This window comes from Pelomonas nitida, from assembly GCF_043555975.1.
GTDB lineage: Bacteria > Pseudomonadota > Gammaproteobacteria > Burkholderiales > Burkholderiaceae_C > Pelomonas > Pelomonas nitida.
The window spans coordinates 137,244-153,065 of record NZ_JBIGIA010000010.1; the positions used below are offsets into that span (position 1 = coordinate 137,244).

Annotated in this window: 16 protein-coding genes; 7 read left to right on the forward strand and 9 right to left on the reverse strand. The window is 70.5% G+C overall.

What is annotated here, in order from left to right:
- Positions 1-160 precede the first annotated feature (160 nt).
- Both recJ and ACG00X_RS14445 read right to left on the reverse strand, forming a co-directional pair.
- Positions 161-1,894, reverse strand: coding sequence for a single-stranded-DNA-specific exonuclease RecJ (recJ, locus tag ACG00X_RS14440; protein ID WP_394488888.1), 1,734 nt, complete (start codon positions 1,892-1,894; stop codon positions 161-163).
- Positions 1,891-2,766, reverse strand: coding sequence for a hypothetical protein (locus ACG00X_RS14445; RefSeq protein ID WP_394488889.1), 876 nt, complete (start codon positions 2,764-2,766; stop codon positions 1,891-1,893). The genes recJ and ACG00X_RS14445 overlap by 4 nt, the downstream gene beginning before the upstream one ends.
- A gap of 79 nt (positions 2,767-2,845) precedes the next feature.
- On the opposite strand from ACG00X_RS14445, the gene ppk1 reads away from it, so the two are divergent.
- The 3 genes from ppk1 to ACG00X_RS14460 all read left to right on the forward strand — a co-directional run bounded on the left by ppk1 (position 2,846) and on the right by ACG00X_RS14460 (position 6,460).
- The gene (ppk1, locus tag ACG00X_RS14450; RefSeq protein ID WP_394488890.1) at positions 2,846-4,912 is read left to right on the forward strand and encodes a polyphosphate kinase 1; all 2,067 of its coding nucleotides are present in this window, start codon (positions 2,846-2,848) and stop codon (positions 4,910-4,912) included.
- Between the two features lie 46 nt (positions 4,913-4,958).
- Positions 4,959-5,420 carry a phosphohistidine phosphatase SixA gene (gene sixA, locus ACG00X_RS14455; RefSeq protein ID WP_394488891.1) on the forward strand — a complete coding sequence of 154 codons (462 nt, stop codon included), beginning with the start codon at positions 4,959-4,961 and terminating at the stop codon, positions 5,418-5,420.
- 92 nt (positions 5,421-5,512) lie between these two features.
- On the forward strand, positions 5,513-6,460 hold the full coding sequence (locus tag ACG00X_RS14460; protein ID WP_394488892.1) for a patatin-like phospholipase family protein: 948 nt from the start codon (positions 5,513-5,515) through the stop codon (positions 6,458-6,460).
- Positions 6,461-6,513: 53 nt separating this feature from the next.
- On the opposite strand, the gene ACG00X_RS14465 is transcribed toward ACG00X_RS14460, so the two are convergent.
- The 5 genes from ACG00X_RS14465 to ACG00X_RS14485 form a co-directional block, all read right to left on the reverse strand.
- Positions 6,514-7,356, reverse strand: a complete 843-nt coding sequence (locus tag ACG00X_RS14465) for an alpha/beta hydrolase (protein ID WP_394488893.1) — start codon at positions 7,354-7,356, stop codon at positions 6,514-6,516.
- Positions 7,356-8,261 (reverse strand): YihY/virulence factor BrkB family protein, encoded by a 906-nt coding sequence (locus tag ACG00X_RS14470; RefSeq protein WP_394488894.1) that lies wholly within the window; start codon positions 8,259-8,261, stop codon positions 7,356-7,358. The genes ACG00X_RS14465 and ACG00X_RS14470 overlap by 1 nt, the downstream gene beginning before the upstream one ends.
- 87 nt (positions 8,262-8,348) lie before the next feature.
- Positions 8,349-9,065 carry a LiaI-LiaF-like domain-containing protein gene (locus ACG00X_RS14475; RefSeq protein WP_394488895.1) on the reverse strand — a complete coding sequence of 239 codons (717 nt, stop codon included), beginning with the start codon at positions 9,063-9,065 and terminating at the stop codon, positions 8,349-8,351.
- A gap of 48 nt (positions 9,066-9,113) precedes the next feature.
- Positions 9,114-9,479: a LiaI-LiaF-like domain-containing protein gene (locus ACG00X_RS14480; RefSeq protein ID WP_394488896.1), complete on the reverse strand. Its 366-nt coding sequence runs from the start codon at positions 9,477-9,479 to the stop codon at positions 9,114-9,116.
- Between the two features lie 185 nt (positions 9,480-9,664).
- Positions 9,665-10,219, reverse strand: coding sequence for a phasin family protein (locus ACG00X_RS14485; RefSeq protein WP_394488897.1), 555 nt, complete (start codon positions 10,217-10,219; stop codon positions 9,665-9,667).
- A gap of 293 nt (positions 10,220-10,512) precedes the next feature.
- On the opposite strand from ACG00X_RS14485, the gene ACG00X_RS14490 reads away from it, so the two are divergent.
- Positions 10,513-11,439: a histone deacetylase family protein gene (locus ACG00X_RS14490; RefSeq protein ID WP_394488898.1), complete on the forward strand. Its 927-nt coding sequence runs from the start codon at positions 10,513-10,515 to the stop codon at positions 11,437-11,439.
- Between the two features lie 34 nt (positions 11,440-11,473).
- Here ACG00X_RS14490 and ACG00X_RS14495 read toward each other — a convergent pair whose 3' ends face one another.
- A complete protein-coding gene (locus ACG00X_RS14495) occupies positions 11,474-12,043 on the reverse strand; it encodes a YceI family protein (protein ID WP_394488899.1) in 570 nt (189 codons plus the stop codon).
- An 84-nt stretch (positions 12,044-12,127) separates the two neighbouring features.
- On the opposite strand from ACG00X_RS14495, the gene ACG00X_RS14500 reads away from it, so the two are divergent.
- Genes ACG00X_RS14500 through ACG00X_RS14510 form a run of 3 tightly spaced genes read left to right on the forward strand, consistent with a single transcriptional unit; the run spans position 12,128 to position 14,301 of the window.
- Positions 12,128-13,450, forward strand: coding sequence for a hypothetical protein (locus ACG00X_RS14500; RefSeq protein WP_394488900.1), 1,323 nt, complete (start codon positions 12,128-12,130; stop codon positions 13,448-13,450).
- Positions 13,451-13,471: 21 nt separating this feature from the next.
- Positions 13,472-13,993: a GNAT family N-acetyltransferase gene (locus tag ACG00X_RS14505; protein WP_394488901.1), complete on the forward strand. Its 522-nt coding sequence runs from the start codon at positions 13,472-13,474 to the stop codon at positions 13,991-13,993.
- A complete protein-coding gene (locus ACG00X_RS14510; protein WP_394488902.1) occupies positions 13,990-14,301 on the forward strand; it encodes a DUF4440 domain-containing protein in 312 nt (103 codons plus the stop codon). Before ACG00X_RS14505 ends, ACG00X_RS14510 begins: the two co-directional genes overlap by 4 nt.
- 354 nt (positions 14,302-14,655) lie before the next feature.
- Here ACG00X_RS14510 and ACG00X_RS14515 read toward each other — a convergent pair whose 3' ends face one another.
- Positions 14,656-15,810: an alpha-hydroxy acid oxidase gene (locus ACG00X_RS14515; protein WP_394488903.1), complete on the reverse strand. Its 1,155-nt coding sequence runs from the start codon at positions 15,808-15,810 to the stop codon at positions 14,656-14,658.
- Positions 15,811-15,822 lie beyond the last annotated feature (12 nt).

Below are 15,822 nucleotides of genomic sequence, written 5' to 3' on the forward strand. Positions count from 1 at the left end.
GGAAGGCTCCGGGTCGGCGGGCCGGCCCGAGACGTCCGGCCGGCTTGCGGCGCGGATTCTTGAAACACCTTGTGACATGCGGGTGACCCGCGTCACGCGCTGCCCGCCCGTGCCAATTCCGTCACGACCTGTGCGCGGCGTCAGCGCGTTCGCCGCACCGTCAGCCGGCTGCCTCGATGACGTATTGCACCCGTTGCTGGCCCTGCCATTCGTCGAGGCTCAGCCGGTAGGCCAGCGTGGCCTGCTCGGGCAGCATGTCGATGTGGTTGAACCAGATGCCGTCGATCAGCCGGCCGCCCTGGCGCAGGCGCAGCTTGAGGTGCTTCTCGCCCACCAGCCGTTGCGACACCAGCTCGAAACGGTCACAGAACACCGGCGCCTCGAAGCCCTGGCCCCACACCTGGCCATCCAGCAGGCGCGCGGTCTCGGGCGTGGCGGCCTCGGGGGGCAGCTTGCCGTCGTGGCGCAGCGTGCGGGTCAGGTCTTGCTCGTCCAGCCATTCCTCGGCCACGCGGGCCAGCGCGAGCGCAAAGCGCTGGACGAGTTCGACATCGCCGCCGGCCAGCGTGGCGCCGGCCGCCATCGCGTGCCCGCCGAACTTGGCCAGCAGCTCGGGCTCGCGCTTGCTGACGAGGTCCAGCGCGTCGCGCAGGTGAAAGCCAGGGATGGAGCGACCCGAGCCCTTCAGATGGCCATCGGCGCCGCGCGCGAACACGAAGGTCGGGCGGTGCACGCGGTCCTTGATGCGCGACGCGACGATGCCGACCACGCCTTCATGGAACTCGGCATCGAACAGCGCGACGGCCGGTGGCAGCGCGCCGGACAGCGCCTCCACCAGCGCGTCCAGCCGCGCCTCGGCCATCTCGCGCATGCCGCTTTCGATTTCGCGGCGCTCGCGGTTGATGGCGTCCAGTTGCGTGGCCAGCGCCAGCGCGCGCTCGGGGTCGTCGGTCGTCAGCGTCTCGATGCCCAGCGTCATGTCGGCCAGGCGGCCAGCCGCGTTGATGCGCGGGCCCAGGGCGAAACCGAGGTCGAAGCCCTGAGCCTTGGAGGCATCGCGCTTGGCCGCGCCGAACAGCGCCATGACGCCCGGCTGCGCACGGCCCGCGCGCATGCGGCGCAGGCCTTGTGCGACGAGGCGCCGGTTGTTGGCGTCCAGTTTCACGACGTCGGCCACGGTGCCCAGGGCCACCAGGTCCAGCAGGCCGTCCAGTCGGGGCTCGGGCTGCGGCAGCAGGCCGCGTGTGCGCAACTCGGCACGCAGGCCCAGCAAGGTGTAGAAGGCCACGCCCACGCCGGCCAGCGATTTGCTCGGGAAGGTGCAGCCGGGCTGGTTGGGGTTGACGATGGCGTCGGCCTCGGGAACGACCACGGCGCCGTCGACGACGGCGGGCAGGTGGTGGTCGGTCACCAGCACCTTCAGGCCGACGGCGCGCGCGTGGGCCACGCCGGCCAGGCTGGCGATGCCGTTGTCCACCGTGACCAGCAGTTCGGGCTTTTGCTCGAGCGCGAGGTCCACGATGGTGGGTGTGAGCCCATAGCCGTGAACGGCGCGGTCGGGCACGACATAGCCGAGCTGGTCGGGCTGCGCGCCCAGCAGCCCGAGGCCGCGCAGCATGACGGCGCAGGCGGTGGCGCCGTCGCAGTCGTAGTCGGCCACGATGACGATGCGCTCATGCCGCTGGATGGCATCGGCCAGCAGCGCGGAGGCCTCGGGCAGGCCCTTGAGGCCGGCGGGCGGCAGCAGCTGCGCGAGGTTGTCGTCCAGCTCTGCGGCCTCGCGCACGCCACGTGCGGCCAGCAGCCGCGCCAGCAGCGGCGCGATGCCGGCCTGCTCCAGCGCCCAGGCGGTGCGCGGTGGCACTTCGCGTTCAACGAGCTTGGGGCTGTTCACAGCGCCTCCAGCACGGCGGCGGCGTCGGCGCCTTTCCAGCGCCGCATGAGCCGGTCCAGCAGGGACAGCGGCTGCGCCGTGAAGCGGCGCGCCTGGCGTTCGCCGCAGAGTGTCAGGCTGTCCAGCGGCTGTGTGAGCGGTCCGGCGTCCAGGCGTTGCCACGCCTCCACCCAGGCGGCGAGATTGCCGTTCAGCAGCGGCGCGGTCAGGCGGTCGTCGATGGTCACGTCGAGCGGTTGGCCGTTGCTGCGGCCGATGTCGCCGATCCAGACCGAATTGATCACCAACTGGCCGTTGGCCTCGCGGGCCTGGTTCAGCGCATGCTCGTGCAGCAGCATCTGCGCCTCGTTCTGCCAGCGGCGCAGCACGCGGCTGTCGGGCAGCCAGGGCTCGATGGCGCGGCCGGCGACGCGCTCGAAGCTGGCGGCCTGCAGGCCGTCGAGTGCGCTGGCGTGGCCGATGGCCCAGCGCGTGGCGTCCAGCAGCCGCCATTGCCAGCCCTCGTGCTCGGGCCACAGCGCGCGCAGCAACTCGGCGAAGCGCGCCGCGTCGGATTCCGACAGTTCCAGCGCCGCCGGCGGCAGCACGTCGACGCCGTCCGTGCCCACCGCGAGGTGAACCGGCGTCATCAGCGCCCAGCTCAGCTCGGGCCCGGCCTCGACGGCCCAGGCAGCCGCGCTCGGCTCGGCCTGGCCGCGCAGCGCTGCGACGGCGAGCTGGTGGGGTAGGTGAGGGGCGTATTCATCGCTGCCCCAGGTGTCGGCGGCGCTGAGCCGTGTCAGTTGTGTCGTGAGGTTGGGCAGGTTCAGGCCGGCGAACGCATGCCGCGCGGCTTCATCCATCGCCGTGGCATGGGGAATCATCAGATGCATGGCAGGATTATCCGAATCCTTGTGGAAGCACGGGCGGGCTTCCATCAGGTTGTCATAAAGCGTTCATACACTTTTCATCATGACCGATCCCCAATCGCCGCCCCCGCTGAAGCTGCTCAATCGCGAACAGGCCATCCTGGAGTTCAACCGCCGCGTGCTGGCCCAGGCGCAGCGAGAGGACGTGCCGTTGCTGGAGCGGCTGCGCTATGTGTGCATCGTCTCCAGCAACCTTGACGAGTTCTTCGAGGTGCGTTTCGCCGACATGCTGGACGCGGCGCGCGACCCGCTCAGCCCGGTCACGGGTCAGGACGTGGACCGTGTCGGGCGCGCCGCGCACACGTTGATCGACGAGCAGTATCACGTGTTCAACGAACAGCTGATGCCGCTGCTGCGCAAGGAGCGCATCGTCATCCTCAACCACGCCGACCGCGACGAGCCGCAGCGCGCCTGGGTGGCGAAGTTCTTCGAGCGCGAGGTCAAGCCGCTGCTGGTGCCGGTGGGCCTGGACCCCGCTCATCCGTTCCCGCAGGTGGCCAACAAGTCGCTGCATTTCGTGGCGCGGCTGTCGGGCAAGGATGCCTTCGGGCGCGACAACCGCATCGCCATCGTCAAGGTGCCGCGGGTGCTGCCGCGGGTCATCAAGCTGCCCAGCAACTTGAGCGACGGCCGGCAGGCCTTCGTGCTGCTGACCAGCGTCATCCGCGCGCATCTCGAGGACTTGTTCCCGGGTCGCAAGGTCGAGGCCTTCTCGCAGTTCCGCGTCACGCGTGACTCCGACCTCGAGGTGGACGAGGAGGAGATCGCGAACCTGCGCCATGCGCTGCGCTCGGGGCTGACCACGCGTCATTTCGGGCGGGCCGTGCGGCTCGAGGTGGTGAACACCTGCCCGGCGGAGCTGTCGGAGTTCCTGCTGGAGCAGTTCGGTCTGCCGCCGGCGGCGCTGTACCGCGTCAACGGGCCGGTGAATCTCGTGCGGCTCAACGAACTCATCGACCAGACGGACGCCCCGGCCCTGCGTTTCAAGGCCTTCGAGCCGGCCTGGCCCACGGGCCGGTTGCCCCGGCACAAGTCCATCTTCGACCGCGTGCGCAAGGGCGATGTGCTGCTGCATCACCCGTTCGAGAGCTTCGAGCCCGTCGTGCAGATGCTGCGCGAGGCGGTGGCCGACCCCGATGTGCTCGCCATCAAGCAGACCATCTACCGCACCGGCGCCAAGAGCGAGCTGATGGACCTGCTCATCGAGGCGGCGCGGCGGGGCAAGGAGGTGATGGCGGTCGTGGAGCTGAAGGCGCGCTTCGACGAAGAGGCCAACATCAACTGGGCCGAGCGGCTGGAGGCCGTGGGCGCGCAGGTGGTGTACGGCATCGTCGGCTACAAGACGCATGCCAAGCTGCTGCTCGTCACGCGGCGCGAGAGCGGCAAGCTGCGCCGCTACGCCCATCTCTCGACCGGCAACTACAACCCCAAGACCGCGCGGCTCTACACCGACCTGGGCCTGCTGACGGCTGACGCCGACCTCACGTCGGACGCGGACTCCGTGTTCCGCCAGCTGGCTTCGCTGGGCAAGTTCAAGGCGCCGCGCCGCATGCTGCTGGCGCCGTTCAACATGCACAGCCGCATGCTGGAGCTGCTGGCGCTCGTGGAGGGCGCTGCCCGGCAGGGTTACGCGGGGGCGCGCGTGGTCATCAAGATCAACGCGCTGACGGATGCAGAGCTGATCCACGGCTTGCTGCGGGCGGCGCAGGCTGGGGCCAAGGTGGACCTGGTCGTGCGTGGCGCCTGCATGCTGCCGCCGGGGCTGCCGGGCGTCAGCGAGAACATCGTCGTGCGCTCGGTCGTCGGCCGCTTCCTGGAGCATTCGCGCATCTGCTATTTCCGCTGGGCGGACGGCGATGACGGCGAGGCGCTGTTCCTGTCCAGCGCCGACTGGATGAGCCGCAACATGTTCCGCCGCATCGAGGTGGCCTGGCCGGTGGTGGATGCGCGGCTGCGCCAGCGCGTCATCGACGAGGCGCTGATGCCCTATCTGTACGACACGCTGGACGCCTGGCAGCTGGGCCCGGACGGACGCTCCGTGCGGATCGCCGGCAACGGGCAGGTCAGCGCCCAGCAGGCCCTGATGCGCCTCTACAGCGATGCTGGCTGAACGGTCGAACGGCGCCGGCCCCGGGTGAGGCGACAATCCGCCCACCATGGACCTCATCCTCTGGCGCCACGCCGAAGCCGAAATCATCGCGCCCGGCCAGGACGATCTGCAGCGCGTGCTGACGCCCAAGGGCGAGCGGCAGGCGCGTCGCATGGCGGCCTGGCTCAACCACCGGTTGGCGGCGTCGACGCGGGTGCTCGTCAGCCCTGCCGTGCGCTGCCGCCAGACGGCCGACGCGCTGGGCCGGGAGGTTCGGGTCATGCCCGCGATCGCTCCCGATGCACCGATCGAGGCACTCATCGAGGCGTCGCGCTGGCCGCGCTCCAGTGAGCCGGTGCTGCTGTGCGGCCACCAGCCCACGCTGGGCCGGCTCGCCGCGCATCTGCTGGCAGGCGTGGCGCAGGAGTGGGCCGTCAAGAAAGGCGCCGTCTGGTGGCTGCGCTGGCGCCAGCGTGATGGCGAGCCCGAGGTGACGCTGCACGCGGTGCAAGGCCCCGACGCGTTGTAGGGGCCGCGACCGCCCCAGCTGCGGCGCGCGCGACCTGCGCTATCGTGCGCCGCGATTCCCCGGCCCCCGTCTTTCTGCCGTTTGCTTTGACCATGATGTCTGTTCTTGTTCGCCGCGCCTCGCTCGCGGCCCTGTTGCTGGCACTCGCCGGCTGTTCCGTCCCGCTGACCCAGACACCGCCGCCGCCGGTGGTCACGCTGCCGCCGGTCGTCACGCCGCAGCCGCCGGTGGTGGACCCGATTCCCGTCGTCAAGCCGCCGCCGAAGCCGCCGCGCCTGGGGCTGGCGCTGGGCGGCGGTGCGGCTCGTGGCTTCGCCCATGTGGGCGTGCTGCAGGTGCTGGAGGAGAACGGCATCAAGGTGGACGTCGTCGCCGGCACGTCGGCGGGCAGCCTCATCGCGGCCATCTATGCCTCGGGCAAAAACGGCAAGGAGCTGCAGGCCATGGCCGAGGGCATGGACGAGGGGGCCATCACCGACTGGTCGTTCCCGCTGCGCGGGCTGATCCGCGGCGAGGCGCTGGCGCGTTTCGTGCGCGACAAGACGGGCGGCAAGGGCATCGAGCAGATGACGGTGCCGCTGGGCATCGTCGCCACCGACCTCTACGACGGCTCGCCCATCCTGTTTCGCAGCGGCGACACGGGCACGGCGGTGCGGGCCTCCAGTGCGGTGCCGGCGGTGTTCCAGCCGGTCAAGATCGGCCAGCGTGAATATGTCGACGGCGGCCTGGTGTCACCGGTGCCGGTTCGCTTTGCGCGCGAGATGGGTGCCCAGGTCATCATCGGCGTGGACATCTCCTCGCCGCCCGAGAAAGACCCGCCGGGCGACGCTTTCCGCATGCTGATGCAGACCTTCTCCATCATGGGCCGCAGCATCAACACCTTCGAGCTGCGCGAGGCCGATGTGGTCATCAGGCCTCGTCTGGACGGCGTCGGCAGTGCCGACTTCACCGCCCGCCGCCGCGCCATCCAGGCCGGCCGCGAGGCTGCCCAGGCCGTGCTGCCGCTGATTCGCCAGCGCATCGCCGAGAAGACGCGCTGATCTGCGTGGCCGGGCGTCAGGCCCGGCCGATTCGCTGATCACTCAGCGACCCCTCACCGACGACCCAGCCAGGCCGTCAGGACGGCCAGCACCTCGGCCCGCTCCGGTTCGTTGAAGAGTTCGTGGAACAGCTCGGGCCAGGGCCGGGTCGCGACGACATTCGCCGGGGCGGCTGCGGCAAAGGCCTCGCTGCCGCGCGGCGCGACGCAGCGGTCCGCGCCGGCCCACATCAGCAGCGTGGGCACCTGCCAGCGCGGCGCGTCGGCGATGACGCGGGCGCCGGCGTCGAGGATGAAGCGTGTCAGCCGCGCCGTGATGCGGTCGTGCACCAGCGGGTCGGCGGTGTAGGCGGCCACGACGGCAGCGTCGCGGCAGATCCAGGCCGGCTTCAGCCCGTTGCCGACGGCGAGGCCCGGCGTGAGCTTTTCCGCCATCGCCAACGCCAGCTTCTGCGCGCTGCTCAGGCCGGCGTCCAGCGCTGGCGATGACAGCACCAGCCCGTCCAGCGGACGCTGCCACGGTGCCGGGGCGGCTAACAGGGATTCGGCGGCGAAGCGTGCCGCGATGGCGCCACCCAGGCTGTGCCCGAGCAGCACGAAGCGGCTGCCCGGCGTGCGCACGGCGTCGATGACGCGGGCGGTGTCGCGCAGCAGCGCGTCGTGGTCGGGGATGTCGCCGCGTGGGCCGTCGCTGCGCCCGTGGCCGCGGTGATCCCAGCCGTGCACATGCCAGCCGGCCGCGTTGATCGCCTGGGCGACCGGCACATAGCGCGCGCCATGCTCGCCCAGACCGTGGACGATGAGGACCTGGCCGCGCGCCGAGCCGGGCGGGTTGCCAGGCGTACTGGCGGGCCAGTGATGGGTGTGAAGGCGAAGGCCGTCGTCGGTGGTGATCATCACGTCGCCGGTTGAGCAGGGGCGGACAGTCTAGAAGCCTCTCGCCGCGAGCCCAGCACACGTGCGTAGGCCCAGGTGAACTCGGCACCCAGCAGCAGGATCTGCGCCGAGAAGTACACCCACACCAGCAGCGCGACGACGGAGGCGGCCGCGCCGAAGCCCGACGCGACACCGCTGCTGCGCAGGTACAGGCCGATGGCGCCGCGCCCCAGCTCGAACAGCCCCGCCGTCACCAGCGCGCCCAGCAGCACATCTCGCCACGCAATGCGGGCGCGCGGCATCCATTTGAAGATCAGCGCGAACACGGCGACGACCAGCCCCTGGCTGATGAGCATGTTGGCGACGCCGGCGACATACAGCCAGGCGCCGAACCAGGGCCGCCACCAGGTCTCGGCCGCCGCCATCAGGGCGCCCAGCAGCAGCGAGACGAGCAGCAGGAAGCTCAGCCCGAGGATCAGGCCGAAGCTCAGCAGCCGGGCGCGCAGCCAGGCCCACCAGCCTTGCAGCGGCCGTGCGGGCGCGCGCCAGATGGTGTCCAGCGCATCCTGCAGTTCGGCGAACACCGTCGTTGCGCCCACCAGCATCAGCGCCAGCCCGATGCCGGTGCTAAGCCACCCGCCGACCGGCCAGGCCACGCTGCGCAGCATCTGCTCGATGGTGCTGGCCGCCGCGCCGCCCAGCAGGCCGGCGAGCTGCGCGAAGAGCTCGCCGCGCACGGCGTCGCCACCCCACACCAGGCCCGCCACCGACACGACGATGAGCAGCAGCGGTGCCAGCGAGAACAGCGTGTAGTAGGCCAGCGCCGCCCCCATGCGCGGGCCCCGGTCGTCGAGAAAGCCATCCACTGTCAGCCGCAGCACGCGGCCCAGCGGGGCGAGGGTGGAGGCGAACAGCGAGCCGGTCATGCCGGCAGTCTGGCCGGGCTGTGCGGGCCCGGCTGTAGGACGGGGGGCCGACTGCCCGTCTACTTCAGCGGGCTCCCCGGCGGCGCGTCAATGCCGGATCTCGATGCCGCCGCAGGTGACCGTGCCGCGCAGCACGAGCCGGGCACTGGCCGGTGAGGGCGACACGGTCTTGTCCTCCACGCCGCCCAGCGTCGCGGCGACTTCCACGACGACCTGCCAGTCGCGTGGCACGTGCAGCTCGACGCCGCTGAAGCGCGCGTGGATCTCCAGCACCGCCTCGGGGCCGTCGATGGCGGCCTGGGTCAGATCGAGCTTCACACCGCCGAAGGTGCTCGTGATGCGGCCGCCGCGGAACTGGCGCGAGTCGTGACGCTGGCTGACGGCGCTGAAGCTGGCGTCGATGTCCACAAGCCCGCCGTGCTCGAGGGTCGCCGCGGGCAGGGCCGCGCTGCTGACGCCCGGCCAGACGCCGCGCAGCAGGATGGACACGCCCGCCAGGATGACGAAGACCGGCCACCAGTCACGCCAATGGAAATGCATGAAGCCCAGGTTCTCGACGGTCAGCACCAGGCCCACGCCCACCAGGATGGCACCGAACACACCGCTGCCGTGGCGTGCCGGCCAGGCCAGCCGGGCCAGGCCCCACAACACCAGGCCCAGGGGCCAGAAGGTGCGCAGCAGCGCCCTGTCGAACAGGCGCAGGTTGTCCAGCAGGGCCAGCACGCCGAAGGCGATGACGGCCAGGCCCAGCAGGACCCGATGGCCGCCCTGGGGCGAGGACGGGGGAAGGGGGGAAGTTGGCATGGGCAGCATCCGGCGTGGTGAGGATCGCAAGTAGAACCCGCCTTTGGCTCAGCCGCGCTCGGCCTGCGCGGCGCCGCGGCGGCTCAGCAACGACAGGCCGCCCAGGATGACGAATAGCGGCCAGATCTGATGCAGCCCGATGTCGGTCAGGCCCAGGTTCCTGGCGAGCATCGTGCTGCCGATCACCAGCAGCACGGCGCCCGGCATCCAGCCGCTGCTGCGCTGCCAGACCAGCCGGTCCAGGCCCACCAGCATCAACACGAGCGGCCAGAAGGTTTGCATCAGTGCAAGGTCGAACAGGTTGCGGGCGTCCAGCAGCGCGAGCGTGCCGAAGGCGATGAGGGCCAGCCCCAGCACGGCGCTGCGTGCGCGGACTTGGCTGGGGCTCAGCGTGGAAGCGGTCGGGTGGTTCATGGCGTGCTCCGGTGGGTGAATGACCACAGTGGACCGCTATCGGCGCGGCTTGGCGACGCCCGTGCGCCAGGCGAACCGGGACGGCGACGAATCGACAGCCGGCGGCGCTGAAATGAAAAAAGCCCGGTGCGGTGCACCGGGCTTTGCGGGGGGGCGGGAAGCGACGGCCGTCTCGGCCGGCCGCTTCAGGCGGCGCGCTTGGCGGCGCGGGTGGCCGTCTGCGTGGCCTTCACGGCCTGCGAGGTGGCGGCCTGGAAGTTGGCTTCGGCGACCTCGACGGCCTGCTTGGTGGCCTTTTGCACCGACTCGAAGGCGTTGTTGGCGGCGGCCACGGCCGACTTCACCAGCGCCACGGCGTTTTCGGTGCCGGCCGGCGCGTTCTTGGCGGCGGTGTCGACCATGGAGGAGAAGGTCTTCTGCACGTCGGCGAACTGCGACTCGGCGACCTTGGCCACTTCGGCGCCGGTGCTGGAGGCGATGTCGTAGATGTGGCGGCTGTAGGAAGCGGCCTTCTCGGCGGTGGGCTGCAGCAGCGCGGCTTGCAGGGCCAGCAGCTCTTGCGCGTCTTTGACGGACAGCGCCGCAGAAGTCGTGTCGGCCGCTTCGGTCAGCGCGGTCTTGGCGACTTGCAGGTTCAGCTCGACGAGCTTTTCCACGCCTTCGAATGCCTTGTTCGTCAGGCCGAAGAGCGTTTCGACGTTAGCTTTGTGGGCAGCAAGGATCTGTTCAGCGGTCAGCATGGTGCGTCTCCGAGTTGGGGGGGTAAACCGGCTGCAGTGCGTTTGCTGCGCTGCAACATGACCCGAATCATAAGATCGCTTTCGCAGATTGCAAGTTATTTTTGTGCGGTGCAGCAAATTCTGGGGGCAAGGCGCTGGCCGAGGTGCGAGAGGTCATCGAACGCCGGATGAGTGCCGGTCGCAGGCTCGGACTGTCAGGCCGTTCGAGCCTCCGCGCCGTCGGTCCGGCCCGTTGACCCGGACAATGCCGCAGACCACGCGCGGTGACGCCATCCCCCGCCAGCGCTAGTGCCATGCTTGCCTTCCATTCCGACGCCCACAGCCTCGCGTTGCCTCCCGGCCATCGCTTTCCGCAGTCCAAGTACCGCCTGCTGCGCGAGCACTTCGAGCGTGAACCGGGCCGGCTGCGCCTGCAGCCCGCGCCAGCCGCGAGCGAGGGCGAACTGGCCTTGGCCCACACGCCTGACTATGTGGACGCGGTGCTGCTGGGCCGGCTCAGTGCCGCGCAGCAGCGCGAGATCGGCTTTCCGTGGAGCCCGTCCATGGCCGAGCGCTCGCGCCGTTCTGTCGGTGCCAGCATCGCGGCGGCGCGCGCGGCCCTGGCGGAGGGTGTGGCGGCCAACCTGGCGGGCGGAACCCACCACGCCTATGCCGACAAAGGATCGGGTTATTGCGTCTTCAACGACGTCGCCGTGGCCGCGCGGCTGATGCAGGCGGAGTGGGCGCGCAGCCACCGCAGCCTGCTGCGCGTGCTCGTCATCGACCTGGACGTGCACCAGGGCAATGGCACGGCGGCCATATTTCGTGACGACGACACCGTGCTGACGTTCTCCATGCACGGTGCGCGCAACTTTCCGTTCCGCAAGGAGCCCAGCGACCTCGATGTCGACCTGCCAGACGGCTGCGGCGACGCCGACTACCTGGCCGCGCTGGACGCGGCGATGGCCGAGGTCTGGCGGCGCTGTCAGCCGGGCCTGGCCTTCTATCTTGCTGGTGCCGATCCGCATGAGGGCGACCGGCTGGGGCGGCTCAAGCTGAGCTTTGAGGGGCTGGCCGAGCGCGACCGCCGCGTGCTGGACGCCTTGCGCGAGCGGCGCATTCCGGTGGCGCTGAGCATGGCAGGCGGCTATGGGCACGACCTCGCGACCACGGTCGCCGTGCAGGTCGCCACACTGACGCTGGCGGCGCAGTCGTGGGCGCGCTGGCAGGGCGCCGACTGACGCGGCGCCCTGCCGCGTCAGCCCCGCTTTTCCATCACTCGCGGGCGACCGCTTCGACCTGGATGCGCAGCTGCACGTCCATCTTGAAGCCCCAGTCCTTGCCGGCCGACAGGCCGAAGTCCTCGCGGTTGAAGCTGCCGGCGGCGTCGGCGCCGCAGAAGTCGCGCTTGAGCATCGGATGCGGGATGCACTTGAGCTGGTTCACCGTCAGCGTCAGCGGGCGGGTCTGGCCGTTCAGCGTCAGCTCGCCGAGCACGCGCGCGGGCACGCCGCCGGTGCCGCCGTCGAACCGACCCTTGAAGCTGGCGGTCGGATTCTTCTCGACGTTGAAGAACTTGTCGCCGCGAGCCCACGCGTTCATCGCGTCCAGGCCGAAGTCGATGCTCGCCAGCTCCATCTGCACGTCCACGTTGCCGGCGCCGCTGGCCTTGTCGTAGACGATGGTGCCGCTGCTCTTGTTGAGCTTGCCGCGCCAGAACGACAGGCCCATGTGGTCGGCCTCGAAGCTGGGATAGGTGTGCGTGGGCTCGATGTCATAGGTGATCGGCGCGGCCTGGGCGAGCGGGGCGGCGAGCAGGGCGGTCAGAACGGCGAGATGCTTCATCGGGGTTCCTTGAATGGAGGGCGGGATGCCTGACACTACGACGAAGCAGCCGCGCGGATGTCGACAGCGGCCATCATCGCCGCCATGAACTTTCGCCCACTGCTCGTCCTGTCCGCGTTTGCCCTGGTGTCCTGCGCGCCGTTGCCGCCCCCACAGCAACCCGCCGAGAAGCGCTACACCGCCGCGGAGCTGCTGGCGATGAAGCCCGGTGACCTGGCCTGGCCGGCCACGTCCGTCGAGGGCGAGCGGTCACTGCGCGAAGGCGTGCAGGCCGACATCCGCGCCCGCCTCGCGCTCCCCCCCGGCCCCGAGCGCGACGCAGCGCTGCCTCGGCTGTTCGACCTCGTGGCGCAGTACAACGTCGAGATCGACGCGGCGCGCCCGTTGCTGCTCGACGCGCTGCCCACGCTGGGCCAGCGCGACGCCGAGTTCCAGCGCGCCCTGTTGACGGCGGCGCACACGCTGTACGCGGCCGAGGCCGCCCCGCTGATCTGGCCGCTGCTGCCGCAGCTGACGGCGAGCAAGCCCTTCGCGATCGCCGCCTACGCGCTGCTGCAGGCCGATGGCGCGGCGGCCGACCGTCTGCGCACGCAGGTGCCGCAGCAATTCCCCGCCTGGGCGGAGGACGCGCGGCTGACCGCGCTGATGCGCCGCCTGCAGCCCTCGGCCGCCGTGCCGCCGCCGCTGCCCGAACTGTTGGCCGCCCCCTTGCGGCCGGGCTTCCCGGCGCTGTTCAGCCTGCAGCGCCCGGGCCGTCAAGCCATGGGACTGGCGCTGGTGCGCGGGGCGGACGGCCGCTTCGTGCGCGAGGCCGGCGGGCAGCTCTTCACGTCACCGCAGCTCGCGCTGGCGCGCAGCGGCCTGCCGGGCACGATCACCAACGGCAACACGCCGCAAGGCCTGTTCGCCATCGTCGGCGCCGGCCGGGCGACCAACCCCAACATCGGCCCCACGCCGTATCTGCTCAGCAAGCTGCCGCTGGAGGCCGGCGTGGCGGAGTTCGAGCACGGGGTCAGCGCCGACACGGCCGCGTGGAGCGAGGCCGTCTATGACAGCTTCCTGCCGCCGAGCTGGCGTGGCGTGTCGCCGCTGAAGGAGGCCTGGCTCGCCGGGCGGGCCGGCCGCGATGAGTTGCTCGTGCATGGCACGACGATCAACCCGGCCTATTACGCCGGCACGGGCTACTTTCCCGGCACGCCGCAGCAGGGCTGCCTGGTCTCCAGCGAAGACTGGGACCCCGCCACCGGCGGGCTGCTGGCCAGCCGCCAGCTGACGCTGGCCCAGGTGTACGCAGCGGCCAGCCCGCGCGCCGACCTGGCGGGCTATCTGATCGTCGTCGAGCTGCCGGGCGACGGGCCGGTCACGCCGGCCGAGGTGCTGGCGCTGGTGACGGCAGCGGGCCGTTGATCTGCGTTCAATTGCAAGCCCATGCCCATCCTTCAGCTGACACCTCCCACGCTCGACGGCGCCGATGAACTGCTGCGCTTCGAGACCGACAACCGCGCGTATTTCGAGGCCCGCATCAACGCACGACCCGCGGCCTACTACTCGCCCGACGGCGTGCGCGCGGCCATCGCGCTGGCCGCGCGCGAGGCCGCCGAGGACAAGGGTTATCAGTTCCTCGTGCGCACCGGGGCGGGCGAGCTGGTCGGCCGCGTAAACCTGGCCGGCGTGAAGCGCACGCATTTCCATATGGCCGACCTCGGCTACCGCATCGCCGAGTCGGCCGGCGGCAAGGGCTATGCAAGCGAGGCCGTGCGGCTGGTGCTGGCCAAGGCGTTTGGCGAGCTGGGCCTCATGCGCCTGGAGGCCAACGCGCGCGTCGGCAACGAGGGGTCGATCAAGGTGCTGTTGCGCAACGGCTTTCGCGAGTTCGGCCGGTCGACGCAGAGCTTTCTGCTGGGCGGCGTCTGGCACGACCGCCTGCACTTCGAGCGCCGCGCGCCATGAGTGGCGCGCTGCTCGACGAGCTGCGGCGCCTGGAACTCGAGCTTCACCATCCCGGCGTCAAGCTCGACGAGGCCCGCCTGCAGGCCTTGCTGCACGCCGGCTTTCACGAGGTGGGGCGCTCGGGCCTGCCCTATGACCGGGCGACGGTCGTGCGCTTTCTGGCCGAACAGGGGCGCAGCCCGGCGCCGCTGCCGGAGGTCGTCTCCGACGCATTTGCCGTGCACCCGCTGGGGCCGGCCGCGGCCTTGCTGACCTTCCGTTCGGCCAACTGTCTAGTCCAGCGAATCAGTGAAATCGGTGGTGCGTGAGCCCCTGGCCAGCCGCAATCAAGGCGCAAGCGCGCAGGCGTGTAGGCACCCGGCAAGCGCTTGCAACGCGGAGTGCGGCTGGCCAGGGACTCACCCTTCGGGCAGGGGGCAGGCCGGGTCGGCCGCGTCGTTGCAGCGCTTGCCAAGGCGGCCAGCCTTGGCTGCGCGCTGCGCCTAGCCGCCAGCCCGGCCAGCCCCCTGCGCACCACCGATTTCACTGATTCGCTGGACTAGTCGACGGCAGCCTCACGCGGCACACCTTGCGTTCATCCGTGTGGCTCAAGGAGGGTGAGTGCTGGCAGCTCTTTCACCACCAGGGCACGCCGGCCGCAGCGCCCTGGTGAGCCGTGCCGCTCAGGCCGTCGGGTAGGTGCCGGGCCTGAGAATGTCCCGCGTCACCTGGGTCAGCTGCGTGTGGCCGCAGAAGGCCATCGTCACGTCCAGTTCCTTGTGCAGGATCTGCAGCGCCTTGGTCACGCCGGCCTCGCCCATGGCGCCCAGGCCGTAGGCCATCGCGCGGCCGATCATCGTGCCGCGGGCGCCCAGCGCCCAGGCCTTGAGCACGTCCTGGCCGCAGCGGATGCCGCCGTCCATCCAGACTTCCGTCTGCGAGCCCACCTCGGCCACGATGGCCGGCAGCGCGTGGATGCTGCTCGGCGCACCGTCCAGTTGCCGGCCGCCGTGGTTGCTGACGACGATGGCGTCCGCGCCGGCCTGCGCGGCCAGCTTGGCGTCTTCCACTTCCATGATCCCCTTCAGGATCAGCTTGCCGCCCCATTTCTCCTTGACCCAGGCGACGTCGGCCCAGGACAGGCGCGGGTCGAACTGTTCGTTCGTCCAGGCCGAGAGGGAGCGCATGTCGCTGACACCGTTCACATGGCCGACGAGGTTGCGGAAGGTGTGGCGCTTCGTGCCCGCCATGCCGAAGCACCAGCGCGGCTTGGTGGCGAGGTTAAGGATGTTCTTCAGCGTCGGCCGCGGCGGCGCGGTGAGGCCGTTCTTCAGGTCCTTGTGGCGCTGGCCGATGACCTGCAGGTCCAGCGTCAGCACGAGGGCCGAGCACCTGGCGGCACGGGCACGCTCGATCATGCGGGCCATCGCGTCACGGTCTCGCATCATGTAGAGCTGGAACCAGAACGGCGATGTGGTGTTCTCGGCGATGTCCTCGATGGAGCAGATGCTCATCGTGCTCAGCGTGAACGGGATGCCGAACTTCTCGGCGGCCCGCGCGGCGTGGATCTCGCCGTCGGCGTGCTGCATGCCGGTGAGGCCCACCGGCGCGATGGCGACGGGCATCTTGGCATCCTGGCCGATCATCTTCACCGCCGTGCTGCGGCCTTCCATGTTGACGGCCACGCGCTGGCGCAGCTTGATGGCCTGGAAGTCGCTCTCGTTGGCGCGGTAGGTGGTTTCGCTCCAGGAGCCGGAGTCGGCGTAGTCGTAGAACATGCGCGGCACGCGCTTTTCGGCCAGCAGGCGCAGGTCTTCGATGCAGGTGATGACGGGCATGGCGGGGCGGGT

Excerpts from the sequence above, each read along its gene's own strand:
- ACG00X_RS14445 (WP_394488889.1), bottom strand. The coding sequence starts at position 2,766 with ATGCATCTGATGATTCCCCATGCCACGGCGATGGATGAAGCCGCGCGG.
- ACG00X_RS14515 (WP_394488903.1), bottom strand. The coding sequence starts at position 15,810 with ATGCCCGTCATCACCTGCATCGAAGACCTGCGCCTGCTGGCCGAAAAG.
- ACG00X_RS14470 (WP_394488894.1), bottom strand. The coding sequence starts at position 8,261 with ATGACCGGCTCGCTGTTCGCCTCCACCCTCGCCCCGCTGGGCCGCGTG.
- ACG00X_RS14475 (WP_394488895.1), bottom strand. The coding sequence starts at position 9,065 with ATGCCAACTTCCCCCCTTCCCCCGTCCTCGCCCCAGGGCGGCCATCGG.
- ACG00X_RS14480 (WP_394488896.1), bottom strand. The coding sequence starts at position 9,479 with ATGAACCACCCGACCGCTTCCACGCTGAGCCCCAGCCAAGTCCGCGCA.
- ACG00X_RS14500 (WP_394488900.1), top strand. The coding sequence starts at position 12,128 with ATGAACTTTCGCCCACTGCTCGTCCTGTCCGCGTTTGCCCTGGTGTCC.
- ppk1 (WP_394488890.1), top strand. The coding sequence starts at position 2,846 with ATGACCGATCCCCAATCGCCGCCCCCGCTGAAGCTGCTCAATCGCGAA.
- sixA (WP_394488891.1), top strand. The coding sequence starts at position 4,959 with ATGGACCTCATCCTCTGGCGCCACGCCGAAGCCGAAATCATCGCGCCC.
- ACG00X_RS14505 (WP_394488901.1), top strand. The coding sequence starts at position 13,472 with ATGCCCATCCTTCAGCTGACACCTCCCACGCTCGACGGCGCCGATGAA.
- ACG00X_RS14460 (WP_394488892.1), top strand. The coding sequence starts at position 5,513 with ATGATGTCTGTTCTTGTTCGCCGCGCCTCGCTCGCGGCCCTGTTGCTG.
- ACG00X_RS14495 (WP_394488899.1), bottom strand. The coding sequence starts at position 12,043 with ATGAAGCATCTCGCCGTTCTGACCGCCCTGCTCGCCGCCCCGCTCGCC.
- ACG00X_RS14485 (WP_394488897.1), bottom strand. The coding sequence starts at position 10,219 with ATGCTGACCGCTGAACAGATCCTTGCTGCCCACAAAGCTAACGTCGAA.
- ACG00X_RS14490 (WP_394488898.1), top strand. The coding sequence starts at position 10,513 with ATGCTTGCCTTCCATTCCGACGCCCACAGCCTCGCGTTGCCTCCCGGC.
- ACG00X_RS14510 (WP_394488902.1), top strand. The coding sequence starts at position 13,990 with ATGAGTGGCGCGCTGCTCGACGAGCTGCGGCGCCTGGAACTCGAGCTT.
- ACG00X_RS14465 (WP_394488893.1), bottom strand. The coding sequence starts at position 7,356 with ATGATCACCACCGACGACGGCCTTCGCCTTCACACCCATCACTGGCCC.